Here is a 16,647-nt window from a genome sequence, read left to right on the forward strand (position 1 = left end):
AATGTGGTACAATCATTGCGTGATAATAAAGCTATTATGCTTGACCGTTTGAAACTAGCGAGCCTTAAAATGGAGAAATCCGGAAATGAAAAGATGTATCAATTTGGCGAAAAAATAGCCAAAAGCATAGATGATAGGACAGCCAAATCGGCAAGTTTTGAAGTTGACGGAAATGGCTTACTAATATCTAAACAAGGTGGTACAGATCTCCAAAGCTGGGTGAATAAGCATCATACAGAAAGTAATAAGATTATAGATGATAAGATTAAGGGTGTAGACGCTTCTCTTGCTAGTAAAAGAGTAGATAATACTGGTAATAAGGTCGCTGGACTTGATTCAAGTGGGAAATTTTTTGATGATGTATTAGAATCTAAGTATCAAGATTATGTAAATAGAAATACTAAATCTGGTAAAAATATTCGTGACCGATTAGATTGGAAAGAAGCTTCTGATAAGTGGGCGAAACTACGGAATCAAGGAAGAGATTTTGAAATAGAAGCAATAAATGAATTTAAGAAAGTGGCTACTGATGTTCAAGAACAGATAACAATTGTAACTAAGGACGGAACAAAAATTAGAGTAGATGCAATTGGATATGATAAAAAAAACAGGAGCATTGTTAATAGAAGAATATAAATCTTCTGCTACAGCTCCACTAACTTCAAATCAAAGAGATGGATTTGTGGAATTACTTGAAAGTGGAGGAGTTATTGTAGGAGAAGGGAAGGGAATATTTATTAATGGAGTCGAGATTCCGCCTGGGACTGCTGTTAAAATCGTTAGACCCAACATAAGGGAGTGATATAATATGAAACTTAAAAGAAAAGATTTAGATAAGAGGATTAGTGCCTCGATAAAAAAAGGATTGAAAAAATATAAACTAAAATCAAGAGGTGGAATTTATTGTAAGAAAATAGGGCAATATTTTATATATATGCATATTGGTGCGACTGGTGTGGAAAATGATATTGTTAGAATTAGAGGGTATGTGAAGCCATATATAACAGATGATATTTTTTGGGAAGTTTTTAATATGGAATCTAATAGTAATGAACCTATTGGATTACGAGCAAACGGTGCATACAAAGTTGACGGATTTGAGGCTTTTTACAATGATGTAAAATATGGTGATGTAGAAAGTTTAGGAGATGTTGCTAATGAATTAATAGGTAAATGCTGTGAATATTTGGAGCAGACTGTAGAGTATTTTGAAGGTTTTGAAGATTTCCTTTCTTTCTCTAAATCTTCGGATAAAAATCAACTTTATGATTATAACCTTGTTGATATGTTATTATTAATAAATACAGGAAAGTATAAAGAAGCTAAAAGTATTGCAAAAAATCTAATAGAAAAACACGAATATGGAAGATTTATTAATGAAGAAAAAAATATATATGAGTACATTGTAGATTATTGCAATAGACATATATAGGATAGGAGAAAATATGGCAGTTATAGATGTGGATCAGATAGATGCAATTGGAGTAGAAGGTAAAAATCTAAAGTTGTTAATAATAGACTATCTAGATTGGGAATATGAAGACATGCATCTAGACGTACTACAAGAAAAAATTAATAATTACTTAGTGTATATTGAAGATAAGCAGTATTTTAAAGATTATGGAGACAACTTTGAGAAAAAAATAATTGATATAAAATTTCAACATAGTATTTCGGAAAATGGAATGAAATTTCTGAACGTAGTTTCCAGTCAATTAAATGATACTGACATATTCATCAATATTCACTTACCAGGAGAATAATTTTTTATGACTTGTTTACGTTCTAATTTATTTTGTTAGATCTTTGAAACAAGGAAAAGTTTTGTAGAATTGTACATTTAATAAACTATTTTACCTAGCTTTGAGTAAGCGAAGGGAAAGTAACAGATGGGCTTGATGTATAATTACAAAAGTTAATGAAAAATGATGTTGAAGAAGTATTTAACTTTAATTGGGAGAATACTTGTAAGTAAGGAAGAGTAAGCGGTAATTGGTAACCCAGTTACCGCTTTTTGTTTTAACTAAGGGTACGGGTGAAGGTAGTACAAAAGTTAAAAAAACTGATAGTTTGTATAAGAGAAGTAGTTTTAGAAAAGGTACTCGTGTTAAAGCAGAAAGAGTTGTAAGTATGAAAACAGGTGAAGTAAAACCAACACGAAAAGAAGTATTGGATGAATATAATGCTCGACTAAGGGTTCAATGTCATGAATGTAATATAAGTCATAAATTTGAAGGAATAGAAGGAACATATAAAGGGGAGATAAAAGAATCATAAATTACGGAGAGCTTTATTATGACCATTATAGTAAATATTTAGGTGATCCAATAGACCGAGAGGTTTTTAAAAATAATGAAGAGCTTCCGAGTATGCAAATTTTAAAATATGAAAATGTATTTGAAGAATGTTTAGTTTTTAATACACTTGGACTCAGTAAATATGAAGAAATAGTAGGGGATAATATTGAAATTTCAATGGTAGTTGATGGGGCATTTAATAGTACAGGGTATATCCTTGCAAGTGCTTTATTTTATTGTATAGGTAATGGAATAGAAATAGGACGAGGAACGGCAATTAGTGGTATTGAAAGTATTGATAAATCATTTGTTCAAAAATATAATAAAAGTGCAGTTTATTTTACTGAACCATTCGCTTTTCCAGAAGAATATGGTGATGTACGTACTGGAAGTGAAAATCAAGATGGTAAAATTTTGTTAGCATTCTTTATTTCCCAGTCGGAATATGAATGTTTTGTAAAATACGGAACAGAAAAATTTGAAGATTTGTTAGAGGAAAATAACGTAGATCCTTTTAATGTTAGCAGGAAATCTATAGTTTGAGGGTTAATTAGTATTGAAAGGTATAGACAATTAGGGGTAGAAATTAAAGAATTCACATAAGACAAGTAAACGAAAAAGAATTTTTTTTTGAAGTGGAAAGAAAAAGAATAAGCTGTTAAAAAGTAAATACTTCATGATGGTTGTACCATCATGGAGTATTGTGTGCAATGATAGAATAGAAAACGAAGTACGAGCTTAGGCGATATGACAGTTTACATGGTGGTGAATATAAACACATGAGATGGACATAAAACTAACGAACTCGTACAAACTCGTAAGTTTTAACGTAGTAGTTGCCACGATATATAAAAGGTGTCAAACTGTACTACAAAACTTACAAAATTAGCGATACTTAAAAATATATTAACTTAAAGTACGTGATTGTCGATTACAGGCAACAAGTGCTTTTTTTGTTTTAGTGTAGAAATAATGTGGTACAATCGCCTAGGGAAAATAAGACTTTAAAGAATACACTAGATGCTATGAAAAATACTCCTATTCCAGTAGCTGTTAGGATGGTGGATACTGGAATAGGAGTGAGGCTTCCTTATATAGAATCTTCAACTGTTGGAGAAGTAGCTGGAAAGTTTTCAAAGGTAAGTACGGCAGCTAAGGATGACGCTTATCAACTTGCTAAGGGTACGGGTGAAGGTGGAAAAGGGAATTCTGATTTACTTGATAATACTGGTAGATTTAAAGATGCTGAGTTGCAATCTAAGTATGATGTATATTGTGAAAGGAAATATAAGAATAGTGAAGCGCCTAAAGAGCCACTGGAGTGGAAAGAAGCAAGTGAAAAATGGGCATCACTTAAAGAGCAGAGGCAAGAATTTTCTGATGAAAGTTTTAATCTATTTTCACAACAATATGAAAATGCTGAACGAGAAATAACCATTGTTACACATGAAGGGACTAAGGTAAGAGTTGACGCAATTGCATCTGATGAATATGGGAATGTTATTATACAAGAATATAAAAGTTCCGCTACTGCTCCCTATACTACTAATCAAGAAAAGGGATTCCCTGAATTGAAGAATTCTGGTGGAAAGGTCGTAGGTGAAGGAAAGGGAGATTTTTCAGGGGGATACGAAGTGCCTAGTGGAACAAGGCCGCAAATTGTTCGTCCTGAAGGGACAACTTATTTTGATGAATAAATGAGGTGAGAGATAAGTGTCAATATTAGACAAAAATAAAATAGATGGAATTGGCAAGAGTATGGGTGAAAATAAGTTAGCATTAATGATTGCAGATCATTTAGATTGGGAAAATGAACTTCAGCACTTAACATTGTTACAAGATAAAATTAATGCCTATGTATCTTTTATTGAAAGTGGGCAAATCTATAGTGTTTATCCGGATGCTAAGTTAGTAGATGGCTTTATATTCGATTTAAGATTTAAATATAAACCAACTGAAAATTGTAATAAATTATTGGAGGTTTTTAGGAAGAATACTCAAGATTTGAGGATTGAGTTTAAAATATATGAATCTTAGGTAGTTTGAATTGGAGATGTAATATGAAAGCAAATAAAGCATTTGAGCGCGTATGTAATCTAATATCTGAAAAGTATTTAGATAATGGCTGGAAATATTCTAAGTCTGGTCATTGGATGAGTAAAAAAGATAAAAATTTCATTTATAAGGTACTCTTTTATACAAGTTGGAATAATATATCTGATAAAAATGTAGTATTTTATGGTGAATGCGCAATTCTTCCTTTAAAATCTAAAGATAAAATATTTCATATTAATACACGTCAGTGCAATGTACCAAGCGGTCAGTTATATTGGAACATAGCAAATGAGGAAGAGTGGGAGCGGACAGTTAACGAATTCACTAATTGGTTAAATAGTGTATTTATGCCAATTGTAGAAAGGTGTACGAATGATTTGAACAACTTTGTAAAAGAGGTTGTTGAAAGGGGTTTTTATCCTCAAAAGGGTTATATGGTAGATATTAATTTTATATTAACGCACGGGTCGCGTGAATTGGCAGAGGAAGCTATCAAAAGATACTATGACAGTTTGGAAGAGTCAATAAAAAAAGAATTTAAAGATAACTATGAAAGTATGGTGTGTGGTAATGAAGCAGTTAGTGCATATGGTAATAATATGATGAGAAATTACACCAATTTTAGAACTATCATAGATAATAAAATAATTGTTACTTTATAGTACATCAAATGGTTTGACTTAGTAAGCGATAATTGGTAACCCAATTATCGCTTTTGGTTTTAAATAAGGGTACGGGTGAAGTTTCTAATAGTAGTGAAAAATTAAGTAGAATAGAATACTTGCGTAATAAATATGGTCGATTTACTCCACAAGAATTAAATCATAGAATTAATTTGCGTGGTGCTGTAGAAAAAGAGGTTGAAAGATTAAATACATTAGGGCTAACAAAAAACGAAATGGGTCCAGCGGTTGCAGGAACATTTGATAAAAATACTGGAAAATATTATTTTGGAATTAACAATACTGACGGTGATATTCCAGTTACATTGCACCCAATTATTAGGGATCGGATAGAGAACATGCCTAGTAGTGTTAGAGATGGTTATAAATTTACGTATGGAGCAGGTTCCCACGCAGAGGTATACTCCTTGAATCAGGCATTACTTGCGAATCCCAACGCACAGCCAACAGATTTTATTACCCACGTCGTAAGATCTGGTAAGAAATTGAAACCGGCTGGTATGATGATGCCAACCTGTCCACATTGTAATTTTATTACTGAAGGATTTGAATTTAGTTCAGAGGTGAGAAAAATTGGAAAATAAGATGGATGTATTAAGTAAAGAATATGTATTAGAACAGGGTATAGATTTTGATGAGGAACTATGGTTTACCTCTTACAGCGATGAAGTGCTGGATAACCCAGAAGATGAAGGTGGAAAACCTTTTACTGGATTAGCTTATGAGTTATATGAAAATGGGAATCTAGCGTATTACTGTTATTATAAGAATGGTTTTAAAGAAGGTAATTATGTTAAATTTCACCATAATGGGAAAGTTAAATCTATAGATTACATGACAAAAGGACAAACAAGAGGTATAAGAAAAATTTGGTATGAAAGCGAAGAACTCAAATATGAAGGAACGTTTAAGTTTGGCGTTTGTTTAAAATATACTGAATGGGATAAACAAGGGAATATAATTAGGCAAAAAGTTGCTCCAACAAAAGAGGAATTAAGACTAATTACCCGATTATCTGATTGTGATGATAATGAATAATTTTGATGAAAAGAAATTAATACAAGAGTTTTCAAAAATCCAAAGTGAATTATCACCTAGAATTAAATTAGAAAATAATTTTCAAATAGAAGAGATACAATTTATCGCAGGGGTAGATTTGGCTTATTGGGATGTGAATAAAACTAAGTATGGTACATGTTGTATTGTAATCATTGATTATGGTACAAAGGAAGTTGTCGAAAAAGTATACAGTTATGGAGAAATACCAATCCCTTATATTCCAGGTTTCCTTGCATTTAGAGAGTTACCTTTAATAATAGAGGCAGTTAAAAAGCTAACAAAGCAACCAGATATATATATATTTTTGATGGTAATGGATATTTACATTATCGTCACATGGGTATTGCTACTCATGCTTCCTTTCTTCTAAATAAACCAACCATTGGTGTAGCAAAAAGTTATCTTAAAATTCGAGATGTAGATTTTATTATGCCAGAGAATCTAAAAGGATCTTACACTGATATTGTAATAAATAATGAAGTCTATGGTCGAACTTTAAGAACGACCAAAAATGTTAAACCTATTTTTGTTTCTTGTGGGAACTGGATTGATTTAGATACAAGTACTGAAATTGTTATGAACTGTATTAATAATGAAAGTCGTTTACCTATTCCTGTTAGATTAGCAGATTTAGAAACACATAAAATGAGGAAGAAGTTAATGGAAGGATAAAATAGTGTATTCTATATTTATTAAGCAATAAATACAAGTAGAATGCATTTATATAAACTTGTAAGTTTTACCTAGTATTTGTCACAACATGTAAAGGCTGTCGAACTGTTACTAAAAAACTTACAAATTAAATACTACTTAAAAACATATAAATTTAAAGCACTTGATTGTCTACGAAAGGCAACAAGTGCTTTTTTATAGATAGGCATGCTATAAATTTATAAAAATTATTTTTGTGAATTAAGGCTAACCCAAATTACTGGTATTATATAATTGGAAATACATTAGCAAAAGGTGTGGACTCCGTAACCCCATTCGTAAAAGGTGTAGAAATACTGCCAGATGGAAGTGTCGCTAGAACTGGAACGAACTATAGCGGGAAATTCCAAGAAGCCCATGATGCCTCAAAGGCGAGTATTCAGAGTAGGGTCTCGAATTTGGAGAGTGGTGGGGTTAAGGGTACGGGTGAAGGGCCTGTAAAAGTAAACTATGGAGAACAATATGCTAGGGAAAAACGTAAAAAGATATTAAAGCCAAATGTTGAACAAGTAAAGAAGGATATACATATACAACAGATAGTCAAGGGTGTGTTGCAAGTTGCGAGGGTAGTCTTCAATTAGGTGATGGTAAGCGGAATAACTACGCTCAGAGAGTGGTAGGTGGGAATGATCGTTTGGATGATGATGACGGCGGACATTTAATTGCAACTATATTTAAAGGCTCTGGTAATATGGATAATTTAGTTCCAATGAATAGTAACTTAAACAGAGGAGAATGGAAAAAACTAGAGAATGAATGGGCTAATGCTCTTAATGATGGTGATAAAGTTAGGGTGAAAATAACGCCGAATTATAGCGGGAATTCAAAACGTCCAGACAGTGTTGTTATTAGATATAAAATTGGTGATGAAGATAGATGGAGATTGAAGAATTTTGATAATGTACCAGGAGGAAAACTAGATGAATGATGAAAAATTAAGCAAGTTATACAATGAAATAGCAGAGGTTGTAATTGATACAATTCCAGAGAAGTGGTTTAAGGTTTACCTGTATGGTGAGGTTGGGGAAGGTGCTCAAGAGTCATATTTTTATTACTACCCTGAAGAGAATAGTACTCCTATTTACAGTCATAGTATTTTTGAACTCTTTAATGTCCCAGAAGAAGAATATTTTAAGAAGTGGCATCGTTTGTTAGAGTGTATTAAGAGAATGAAGAAAGAGTTTATTGATAATGATCAAGAAGCTTGGACAAATTTCACTATGATTTTTGATAATACAGGAAAGTTTAGTATTGACTTTAATTATGATGACCTTTCGGATGAAAATTCCCACGAGAGAATGATTATTTGGGAATATGAACATCTTGGTCTTATGCCTAAAAGTAATTCAGGAAAAAAATACTTAGAAAAGCATCTTAAAAATCTTGAAGATACAAAAAATTGAGTGCAATACCATATATGATAAAAGCTTGTAGTGGTTTAACGTAAACATGTATAAGCATATATGAGAATTGGGTAGAAAAAGAAATGGCTATTTTGAAGAATAAACTCCATGATGGTTGTACCATCATGGAGTGCTATGTGCAATGATAGAATAGAAAAAGAGGTACGAGCTTTGGCGAGATGACATTTATGATATACAACTAACGATAATTAATTTACTTAATGAAATTATTGCTGATAACCCTAAAAGATTTGAGAGGACTGCCAATGAGGTTCTTAGTCAATTACAAGGAGTTCATAAAAATAAATAAGACTTGTAGAACTACTGTATTATAGATAAAACTAAGAACACCCTAGCGAAGAGCTAGGGTGTTTGTGTTATATAATTTCACCATATGCTTCCGAATTAGGAACAGGAGTAATCAACGAATCTTTTGTAGCGTTTCCTATAATAGAATGTAGATGTTTAACATTTAAATATAGGAAGAAAAACAATTAAGCTTTTATTTTATTTAAAATGGATACTCTATTAGTAGTGAATAATAAATAATTTTGCTTTACTGCCTTAATTAAAATACGATCAGTTGTACCATATGCTGTTCCAATTCGGATTACGCTTTTTTCTTCAACACCAGCATATGTATTATCTTCCGTTACCTCAGTGATTTCACATAATGGAATATGAATTTTAGAGAATTGCCATGAAATAATTAGTTCATCTTTTGTTTTTTCAACATGAATACCTAACATATTACCAGAACCCTTCTATAATAAAATTTTACTCTTATTATTTTATTATACAAATTTATAGATAATATTTCTATTTTTTTACAGGGAGTATATAATTTCATTCCTATTATAACGAATTCTACAATAGAAAACAGAACGTATATTTGGTATAATCAAAACATACTATATGAAACGATGTACATGAGTTTGAGATTTATGAAAAAAGGTAAGTAATACATAATAATAAATACGCTATAGGATTTAGTTCATATTATACAAATCAATCGTTAGAAAGGAACAGATGTAATGAATCAAATTTCATTTGAAGATTTATTTGAAGAAGAAAACAAACTAGAAAAGGTGGAGGTAGTTGAGATTCCCGTACCTTTATCGCCCTTACAAAAGGATATTTTAGAATTAATTAATTCTGAAGAAATAAGTGCACTTGAGTTATGCGAACAATTAATACGAGCTGGTAAAATATCAGATGAAAGATTCACAACGAATAAGCCTAAAGCATATGGGCAAGTATGCTTACTATTAGAAGGTCTTGTTAAAGAAGAAAAGCTTATTTTTGTCAAAAGTGATGAGAAAAGAGATAGAGTATATAAATTGAAAGAAGAAGATTCTAGCGAATAAAATGTGTAAAGTATAGTAATGAAATAAGGAAGTCCTCATATTTGTGTTGAAAGATTATTTTCACATAAGCGTGGGGATTTTTTTGAGGGAGGATGTATGAAAGCTATATTGCTAATAATTTTACGGAGTTTTTAAATAAGTTACATGATTAATAGTGGAAAGGATTCAAACTTATCTGGCAGTGATAAATGAAAATAGTTACATAACCTCGTTTCTAATAAAAAGGGGGGATTAAAATGAAACCGAATTATTTTACAATCGCAATGTATCCGACTGTAGCATTTAACGAAGAAGAGATATTAAATCGTCTTCTAGATGTATTTGAGTCAAACGAAAAATCCACTCCTACTCATTGGGGAAACTGTGAAACGATGCAGGTAGAATATAATCGCCAGGAAATCATAGAAAAAGTAATTTCGGAGCGTAGGGTATCTGAAGTTCACCTCTATCGTGATAAACAGTGCACTATTAACTCTACATCAGTAGAGTTAATAAATTATTTAAATAAAAAACTGTTAATAAAAAACTAGAATTAATGACGGGTTATATTCACTTAAGAATATAACCCTATTTATTAGAACCAGTAGTACATAAGGAGATTATCCTACGGGTTATTTTCAAATATTTGACGCTGTAAAAGAAAAAATATTGATTCTTATATCATTATTGATGTTGTACTCAATTTTCCTCATGTAGCACTTGAAAATCAGTAACAAGTGAAACGATTTTTCCTGCTTCATCGATTCCCCAATAGGAAGGATAAAATCCATCTCCATAACCTGAACGGAATATGATAATATTACCTCCTGTTTCCTCACACACCACGCAATTTCCCCAATATTCATCATGTTCTGTTAGTATGTCATCTATAAGATCATCATACAAATTAGTAAATTCTTCTCCTAGTTCTTGTTGTAACCTATCTTCTATTTCTTCTAACTTATCAATTGCTTCAACATCTGCAAAGCACCCTAAGCCTGTATCAACTGGGTAACCAAAAATATATCCGTCTTCCAGTTCACTGACATTTTGTCCTGGTTTTGTTGCCATCTTCCATCCTACCGCTTTTGACTCCGACAATTTCAATTCAGCACCAGCAATGACTCCATCTTCCTTATGCCACCAAGCAACAATTGGATATGTACCTGGCTGAATTGTTTGTTCAAAGTGATTTTTATTAAAAATAAGAGGATCACAAGCAACAATTTTACCTGAAGTAACTTTCAACTGTTCTAGTGCTTCGGAACGCAGGGCCTCACTATCCGGTTTAGATAATTCACGTAATAACTTTGACATAATGTTTCTCTCCCTTTCCTTTTAAAATATTTGTTGGTGCTGCCTCCCATATATTTTTACATGAGTTACATTTGTGTTCTGTGGTATTTCTAGCGCCTTTGTATGTTCCTATAACTTTGATATTATCGCCACGAACTTCTAAAACCTCTGCGGCATATCGTACCCGCGTTTTTCTAATAGTTCCGCAACATATTCTTCATGCATTTTACATTTTCCGATATATTGCTCCTCCGTACAAGTGTAGATAGAACAAACCTTTATACATTGAAAAATATAACAAATGAATTTGACTTTAAAATTAGACCCAGTTTTGAGGATGTAAATAATAATCCACCCGTTGATTATATTATTTTAAGGGTAAAAATGCATTAATTAAAAATTCAATAAAAGAAGATTAGACTAGATAGTCTTTCTAGATTGATCTTCTTATTTTATATTCTCAAAGGATATTCCCCTTCACTGCAACTCATTGCAATATGTCTACTTCTGTGACACATTACACAATTGTACAGAGATAATGAAGTAATATGAAAAAAAATATAAAGATTTAAATTTAATCCTATATATTTTTTATAAATTCTAAAAGTAAATCCCTTATTTTTGGTATGATTGACAGAGACTATTTAATTTCTTATGAATATTCTTGAAAAGGAAGTCATGCTGTATGAAATCAATAAATGTAAATGGGAATATATATTATATTGAATCTGTTCCTTTTGAAGATAAGAGTGAGCAGGATGAAGAGGGATACTACGAATATTTTTACAAAGGAGTCAATTTATCGTTTCACTCGGACAAAGAAATAATTAAAGCCCGAATTTATGAAGAGGAAGAAATAATATATTTTTTAAAAAATCCATCTCTTGCATTTGGTAAAGATTTTGAAGCTATAAAAGTATATATAATTAAAGAATATGATGTAAATAAATTTAAAATTCCAGGTGAAAAAAAGCCTATATAGAATTATAGCTATAATTCTATATAGGCTTTACCATGACCAATTATAATAAAACAGGAAAACTCACAAAGTATTTATGCCTGTGGGTGATGAAAGGAATGTATTCGAAATTGAGTAAATCAAGTGAAATAAGTAGATTTGAAAATAGATTCTCAGAAAATGTGATTGAAATAGCAGCTGTCACAGGGGCATTAGGAATCGGCGCATCAAAAGGCGGTGACAACATTTTGTGGACTGCGTCAATTGATTTGATTGCGTGGAAAGACTTACATACCAATGAAACGATTACAAAAGAAGATATACGACTCGCATGGTTGGTTGATGATGCAGAATGGAGAAAATCAAAAGACATTTTGACAGCAAATACAGTTGTAACATTACAGGTGCGCAAGTCAGAAAATTCATTGATGCTTGTTAAGGTTTTGGAAACACCATATAAAGATGATGAGTTGGAAATCATCTTACAAGATGCAATGAAACCGCTTTTTTATCATGATGAGATGTTGGGTGTGTTCGAACTCGATAAAAGAGTGAAAACTTTTGAAAAGAGAATATCTTGGGCTGGTGAAGAATGTCATTTATATTTTGATTGGAGTGAAGACAAACATATGATGAAGTCTGCACTGGAAACAGCACATGCACTTTTCAAAGAGCAAGATGAATGGGAAATGAAAATGAAAATGTACGCTGCAAAAGAACTGGTAGAGTTAGCAAATGAATGGCTACAAGATGATGATGAAGCAGAAATCGACGAAATTACAAAAGAAATGTTCATTAATTCCATCACATTAAGCAGCTTAAGCGTTTATTCAGAAGGTGATTTTGAAATATTCTTTTCGGATGGAGATATATTTTGGGGACATTCTATCATTGTAAGCGGAAATATTCATGAGGGGCTCTCTTCGGCTGAGATTGCAGGATAAAGTGAAACTTCCATCAGTGAGGATTTTTCTTCATCCTTACTGATGGATTATTTAAACCACTCAGGCACTTACTGCCCAAAAGTAGCGCGATAAATTGTTATAGTTTTTGATTATTAGGCGTTTTCTTCTCGTCTATCTCTTCTCTTATTAAGTGAGAACTCCAAACCTCTTTAATAATTAATGAAATTTAAGGTTTACATATACGATGGAACTTGCATAGATGTTTTAAATAATCTCTTAGTATCTGATATGGATACGTTATTTGATAGTTGGCTATCTACAATGAAATATTTAGAATCAGCACAAGCAATGGCTATACCAAGTTTTGAGGAGGATCGGAGGGGTGTATCCTTTTCTCCAAATGTTTCTGGGAAGGATTATCTAAAAAATTAAAAGAAACGAGGTCGTAATTAGACTGGAATTTACATAAAACCTTAGATGATGCAATTAGTTATTTCGGATAAACGTGATGTGATTTGTTAGGAGGTGAAGTTAAATGAGAAATGACTTAACATGGCCAGTACCGGATGAGCCAGTTTCAGCAGAATATATAAACAATGTGGGAAAAGAGATAGGGTGTATATTTCCAAGTGACTATGTAGAATGTGCTACAAATAATAATGGTTCAGCTGTATTACCTTATAAATTTGAAATAGATACGATAACAAAGGTATTTGGAACTTTACTTTCTTATGATGTAGATAGTAGTGAATATATCGTTAAAGTATATAACCAGTATATTTCTACTCTGCCAAATGAATTGGTACCATTCGCATTTGATCCAGCAGGAAATTTAATTTGCTTTGATTATAAAAATCATGAAGAAGATCCAATTGTCGTCTTTTGGGAACATGAGGGGGCATGGGAAAAGGAAACATTGATGGAAAGTGAAGGGATTACGGCTGAGGAAGCGGAGGAAAGAGCAAGAGAAAATGTATTCCATATTGCTAAAAATTTTACGGAGTTTTTAAATAAGTTACATGATTAATAATATTATTCATATGAAATGGTTCGTATAAATGTAAGCAGCAATAAAAGGAGAGAGAATGATGGACTTAGAGCATTTAAAAAAAGATATTTGGTATGGAGAAGTTTCTAATCATACAATTGAAACTCTTAAGTCTAACTTAAGGGATAGTGCAACAGAGAAAGAATCCTTTATTTTAATTAATGAATTGTTAAAGCTTGGTGATTTCTCTGTAAAGAGGTTACTAATCGAACTTATGAATAGTACTCGAGATGAGCTTGTTTTGAATTTATGCACTAGACTATTTTGTTCAGCAGCTACTCACGATGATTTATTAGAAACGAATAATTTGAAATTCCTTTCAAGTGCTTCAGAGGATGGAGTTCATAATTTTGTAGTAAGTGCTGGTGAAACTCTTTCATATCATGTAGTACCATATCTTTTAGCATTACTAGAAGAGTGGGAAGATACCTTTGTTGAAAAAGCTATAAGAAATGAACTTTCATGGATGCTTGGAATTGAGGACGAGTATTATGAAGTATCGTTAGAAGAATTTAATGAAGTTTATTCTGATTTTATCGAAAATAACGATACGCAAGAATACTATTATCGTAATAGACTATCTTTTCCTGGAGATTTGACAAAGGAGTTAGTTTCGGAAGTTATGAGTTTTTTAAGAGATAGAACTACTTATAATGTTGTTACTATACCTTCCGTTTTATCAATTTGGAGTGGAATCAAATGTCCAATTCAGTACGATACGATAATAACAGATGAAAAAAATAGAGAGTTGATGTCATATATCGATGTTCTAACAAAGAAAGAATGGAAGATTGGTAAAAAGTATTTTTATGGATATGTAGTCGTATAAGAAAACGATATATGTGATGAATATAAAACCATTCTATCGCACTCTGTTAAGTGTTGATGGGAGTTAACAATAAGCAGGGACACCTTAGTAATAAGTGCGAGAGGAGTGACGGATAAATGACAATGAACGATTCAGTTTTTGGAGAGATTGAATATAATTATGCTTGGGGTAAGCGTATGCCTATAACTTTTATAGGCAATGTCACTGAGATTGATTTGATGATAGATGGTGAAGAAGATGAGATGTTTGATGAAGGGCAGTATGTAGCGTATCAATCATTAATAAAAAATTGGGAAGAGGTACAAATAAGTTTACTACAGTCTATATTAGACTATTACAAACAAAGGAGATGTGAATGGGGATATGATATTGGAGTGCAAGAAAATTATCCATTAGTTGAAACAACTGATCAAATACTAGAGATGATCGGTTTAGAGGGTATTGTTGTTCCGTATGCAGATATTACGGAAGGGCGAGAGGTTGGAATTACATTTAATTGTACGTGGGATATAGAAAATGGTGTAGGAGTTCGATTATTAAATGAAAAGGTAATGGAAGTAGGTTATCAGGATATTATTTTTTAATATAAGTTAAAAGTAAATGAGGGGATATATAACCTGAATGAAAAAGGTATCAATCTTTATCAGATTGACACCCTAATACGAATCTTTTTTAACACCTTACATACTTACGCTTAAAACCAAGTCTTCCTCTATCAAGTTCTTTCTGAATACTCTCTGTAGCATTTAGCACACTGCTTTTTTTATTATCACGTTTGACTTCAACTATACCAACTTCTTTTGCAATCTCGACTGCTTTTTCGTGTAGTGGTACATATGAGATTGCTACTGTGTTTAGGAAATTATTCATAGCGGATTTTGTTCGTTCTGGAGAATGATGAATTGTATCTTTCACCATTTCAAGCATATCGGAAATTTTACTTTCGGAAAACTCATTGTCTTTGCGATTTCCTAAAAGCCAACAGTAGCAACTCCAGCCTGCAGACATTTTAAGCTCGTCCCCACTTGCAATCCATTTATCAGCAACGTCTTGCGCAATATTTGACTCCGATAAAGTTACTGCTACAACATAATCAGATAGCATGTAAAAATACGCTCCGTCTATCCAGCGATCAAAATCAGACTCACTCATAGCTTTTGGATCGGCAATAATACCTGCAAAGTACATAGCATCGTAGTTGCCTGTGGCATAAAGTTCTTCAGCTAATTCTTGATTTAATTTTATTTTTTTAGCGATTGGTTTCATGGCACCTGTAGCTACTCCGAATACTGGCTCATGCGCACCGTTAGATATGTATATTTTTTTCGTTCGTTCCTTACCTAGAGATTCAAGTTCTTGCATAACTGTTTTAAAATCCATAGTTGTGCAACTTCCTTTCTTCATGTGAAAGCCTTTTTAAGCCTTTCGTATTTCATATGTTAATACTAATTGTATTCAAGGGGTATGTCTACTTTCTAAAAGTATCGAAACCGGTTAGTAATTTTGAAGCTTTTGATTTTGTGACTGCTACAAGCTATCTATAGTTAGAAGCAAAGTATAGTAGAATAAAAAATACATTTGTATAGTTTTTCCAGTGAATATTTGGTATGATGGTGAATGGGAAAAATATACAAGCAGTTAGTTTTTCAAAAAAGGGGGATTGAATTGAAAAGAACACCTGAATTTGTATTAGGTTTAATTGGTGGCATTTTGGGAATTATTATTTCCATAATATTAATAGTTGTAGCGTTTAATATTATGGAAGGTGTTGATTACGAACTTTTAGCTTATTACTCTATTATTTTAACGGTTCAAATAGGATTGTTCATTTTATCGTGTTTAGTAAACAAGGTTAATAATAAAGTTTATGGAGTTTGTATGATTGTGATTCCTATAGTTATGTTGTTTATGTCATTATTCTTTTTACTTATTCCGACAATTTTACAAATTATATCTGGTTCATTTGCATTTAGGACATTAAAGTTAGAATCGAATGTAAGCTAAATATGATTATCAACGTCTGAATATTCGGTTTTTTAAACATTTTCGTTTGCAGT

Annotated in this window: 22 protein-coding genes and 5 pseudogenes; 24 read left to right on the top strand and 3 right to left on the bottom strand. The window is 32.1% G+C overall.

Translation table 11 applies throughout. The annotated features are described in order from the left end of the window. The 15 genes and pseudogenes from ACS2QP_RS16155 to ACS2QP_RS16225 all read left to right on the top strand — a co-directional run. Positions 1-298 (top strand): annotated as a pseudogene (locus ACS2QP_RS16155) (hypothetical protein); the annotation flags it as partial. A gap of 297 nt (positions 299-595) precedes the next feature. Beyond that, the gene (locus ACS2QP_RS16160; protein WP_438882608.1) at positions 596-802 is read left to right on the top strand and encodes a hypothetical protein; all 207 of its coding nucleotides are present in this window, start codon (positions 596-598) and stop codon (positions 800-802) included. 6 nt (positions 803-808) lie between these two features. Beyond that, on the top strand, positions 809-1,432 hold the full coding sequence (locus ACS2QP_RS16165) for a hypothetical protein (RefSeq protein WP_438882609.1): 624 nt from the start codon (positions 809-811) through the stop codon (positions 1,430-1,432). A gap of 13 nt (positions 1,433-1,445) precedes the next feature. Further along, positions 1,446-1,763 carry a DUF6572 domain-containing protein gene (locus tag ACS2QP_RS16170; RefSeq protein ID WP_000268335.1) on the top strand — a complete coding sequence of 106 codons (318 nt, stop codon included), beginning with the start codon at positions 1,446-1,448 and terminating at the stop codon, positions 1,761-1,763. A 229-nt stretch (positions 1,764-1,992) separates the two neighbouring features. Further along, complete coding sequence (locus ACS2QP_RS16175; RefSeq protein ID WP_326263629.1) at positions 1,993-2,277, top strand: GH-E family nuclease; 285 nt, start codon at positions 1,993-1,995, stop codon at positions 2,275-2,277. Next, positions 2,271-2,840, top strand: coding sequence for a suppressor of fused domain protein (locus ACS2QP_RS16180; protein ID WP_438882641.1), 570 nt, complete (start codon positions 2,271-2,273; stop codon positions 2,838-2,840). Before ACS2QP_RS16175 ends, ACS2QP_RS16180 begins: the two co-directional genes overlap by 7 nt. 482 nt (positions 2,841-3,322) lie before the next feature. After that, entirely contained in the window at positions 3,323-3,994 is a 672-nt protein-coding gene (locus tag ACS2QP_RS16185; RefSeq protein ID WP_438882610.1) for a toxin, read from the top strand. A gap of 16 nt (positions 3,995-4,010) precedes the next feature. After that, the gene (locus ACS2QP_RS16190; protein WP_000025256.1) at positions 4,011-4,334 is read left to right on the top strand and encodes a DUF6572 domain-containing protein; all 324 of its coding nucleotides are present in this window, start codon (positions 4,011-4,013) and stop codon (positions 4,332-4,334) included. 23 nt (positions 4,335-4,357) lie between these two features. Continuing rightward, the gene (locus ACS2QP_RS16195) at positions 4,358-5,014 is read left to right on the top strand and encodes a hypothetical protein (RefSeq protein WP_000646589.1); all 657 of its coding nucleotides are present in this window, start codon (positions 4,358-4,360) and stop codon (positions 5,012-5,014) included. A 119-nt stretch (positions 5,015-5,133) separates the two neighbouring features. Beyond that, positions 5,134-5,619 (top strand): YwqJ-related putative deaminase, encoded by a 486-nt coding sequence (locus ACS2QP_RS16200; protein WP_078437539.1) that lies wholly within the window; start codon positions 5,134-5,136, stop codon positions 5,617-5,619. Position 5,620: 1 nt separating this feature from the next. Further along, positions 5,621-6,073 (top strand): toxin-antitoxin system YwqK family antitoxin, encoded by a 453-nt coding sequence (locus ACS2QP_RS16205; protein ID WP_438882642.1) that lies wholly within the window; start codon positions 5,621-5,623, stop codon positions 6,071-6,073. Then, positions 6,066-6,766 (top strand): annotated as a pseudogene (locus ACS2QP_RS16210) (endonuclease V). Before ACS2QP_RS16205 ends, ACS2QP_RS16210 begins: the two are co-directional and overlap by 8 nt. A 296-nt stretch (positions 6,767-7,062) precedes the next feature. After that, positions 7,063-7,733: pseudogene (locus ACS2QP_RS16215) on the top strand (DNA/RNA non-specific endonuclease). Next, entirely contained in the window at positions 7,726-8,208 is a 483-nt protein-coding gene (locus tag ACS2QP_RS16220; protein ID WP_063536880.1) for an antitoxin YezG family protein, read from the top strand. Before ACS2QP_RS16215 ends, ACS2QP_RS16220 begins: the two are co-directional and overlap by 8 nt. A gap of 187 nt (positions 8,209-8,395) precedes the next feature. Further along, positions 8,396-8,518 (top strand): annotated as a pseudogene (locus tag ACS2QP_RS16225) (Imm30 family immunity protein); the annotation flags it as partial. Between the two features lie 184 nt (positions 8,519-8,702). Here the strand turns inward: ACS2QP_RS16225 and ACS2QP_RS16230 are convergent. After that, positions 8,703-8,957: a SunI/YnzG family protein gene (locus ACS2QP_RS16230; protein WP_063536879.1), complete on the bottom strand. Its 255-nt coding sequence runs from the start codon at positions 8,955-8,957 to the stop codon at positions 8,703-8,705. Between the two features lie 285 nt (positions 8,958-9,242). Between ACS2QP_RS16230 and ACS2QP_RS16235 the strand changes: the two genes are divergently transcribed. Further along, entirely contained in the window at positions 9,243-9,575 is a 333-nt protein-coding gene (locus tag ACS2QP_RS16235) for a DUF3895 domain-containing protein (RefSeq protein ID WP_063536878.1), read from the top strand. Between the two features lie 236 nt (positions 9,576-9,811). After that, positions 9,812-10,033, top strand: a pseudogene (locus tag ACS2QP_RS16240) (hypothetical protein); the annotation flags it as partial. A 220-nt stretch (positions 10,034-10,253) separates the two neighbouring features. Here ACS2QP_RS16240 and ACS2QP_RS16245 read toward each other — a convergent pair. Next, a complete protein-coding gene (locus ACS2QP_RS16245; RefSeq protein ID WP_326263626.1) occupies positions 10,254-10,871 on the bottom strand; it encodes a DUF4241 domain-containing protein in 618 nt (205 codons plus the stop codon). Between the two features lie 664 nt (positions 10,872-11,535). Here ACS2QP_RS16245 and ACS2QP_RS16250 point away from each other — a divergent pair. The 6 genes from ACS2QP_RS16250 to ACS2QP_RS16275 all read left to right on the top strand — a co-directional run bounded on the left by ACS2QP_RS16250 (position 11,536) and on the right by ACS2QP_RS16275 (position 15,174). Next, positions 11,536-11,832, top strand: coding sequence for a hypothetical protein (locus tag ACS2QP_RS16250; RefSeq protein ID WP_326263625.1), 297 nt, complete (start codon positions 11,536-11,538; stop codon positions 11,830-11,832). Positions 11,833-11,918: 86 nt separating this feature from the next. Then, positions 11,919-12,752: a DUF2262 domain-containing protein gene (locus ACS2QP_RS16255; RefSeq protein ID WP_139366430.1), complete on the top strand. Its 834-nt coding sequence runs from the start codon at positions 11,919-11,921 to the stop codon at positions 12,750-12,752. A gap of 180 nt (positions 12,753-12,932) precedes the next feature. Beyond that, complete coding sequence (locus ACS2QP_RS16260) at positions 12,933-13,145, top strand: hypothetical protein (protein ID WP_438882611.1); 213 nt, start codon at positions 12,933-12,935, stop codon at positions 13,143-13,145. A gap of 103 nt (positions 13,146-13,248) precedes the next feature. Continuing rightward, positions 13,249-13,740, top strand: coding sequence for an SMI1/KNR4 family protein (locus ACS2QP_RS16265; RefSeq protein ID WP_128975167.1), 492 nt, complete (start codon positions 13,249-13,251; stop codon positions 13,738-13,740). A 61-nt stretch (positions 13,741-13,801) separates the two neighbouring features. Then, on the top strand, positions 13,802-14,590 hold the full coding sequence (imm47, locus tag ACS2QP_RS16270) for an Imm47 family immunity protein (protein ID WP_326263624.1): 789 nt from the start codon (positions 13,802-13,804) through the stop codon (positions 14,588-14,590). Positions 14,591-14,706: 116 nt separating this feature from the next. Continuing rightward, a complete protein-coding gene (locus tag ACS2QP_RS16275; protein WP_438882612.1) occupies positions 14,707-15,174 on the top strand; it encodes a DUF6985 domain-containing protein in 468 nt (155 codons plus the stop codon). Positions 15,175-15,262: 88 nt separating this feature from the next. Here ACS2QP_RS16275 and ACS2QP_RS16280 read toward each other — a convergent pair whose 3' ends face one another. Beyond that, the gene (locus tag ACS2QP_RS16280; RefSeq protein WP_438882613.1) at positions 15,263-15,970 is read right to left on the bottom strand and encodes a DNA alkylation repair protein; all 708 of its coding nucleotides are present in this window, start codon (positions 15,968-15,970) and stop codon (positions 15,263-15,265) included. Positions 15,971-16,255: 285 nt separating this feature from the next. Here ACS2QP_RS16280 and ACS2QP_RS16285 point away from each other — a divergent pair, with 285 nt between their 5' ends. Next, the gene (locus tag ACS2QP_RS16285; protein WP_000831724.1) at positions 16,256-16,594 is read left to right on the top strand and encodes a DUF4064 domain-containing protein; all 339 of its coding nucleotides are present in this window, start codon (positions 16,256-16,258) and stop codon (positions 16,592-16,594) included. Positions 16,595-16,647: the final 53 nt, after the last annotated feature.

Origin of the sequence: Bacillus cereus group sp. Bce019, from assembly GCF_051781745.1 — a bacterium.
Lineage (GTDB): Bacteria > Bacillota > Bacilli > Bacillales > Bacillaceae_G > Bacillus_A > Bacillus_A cereus.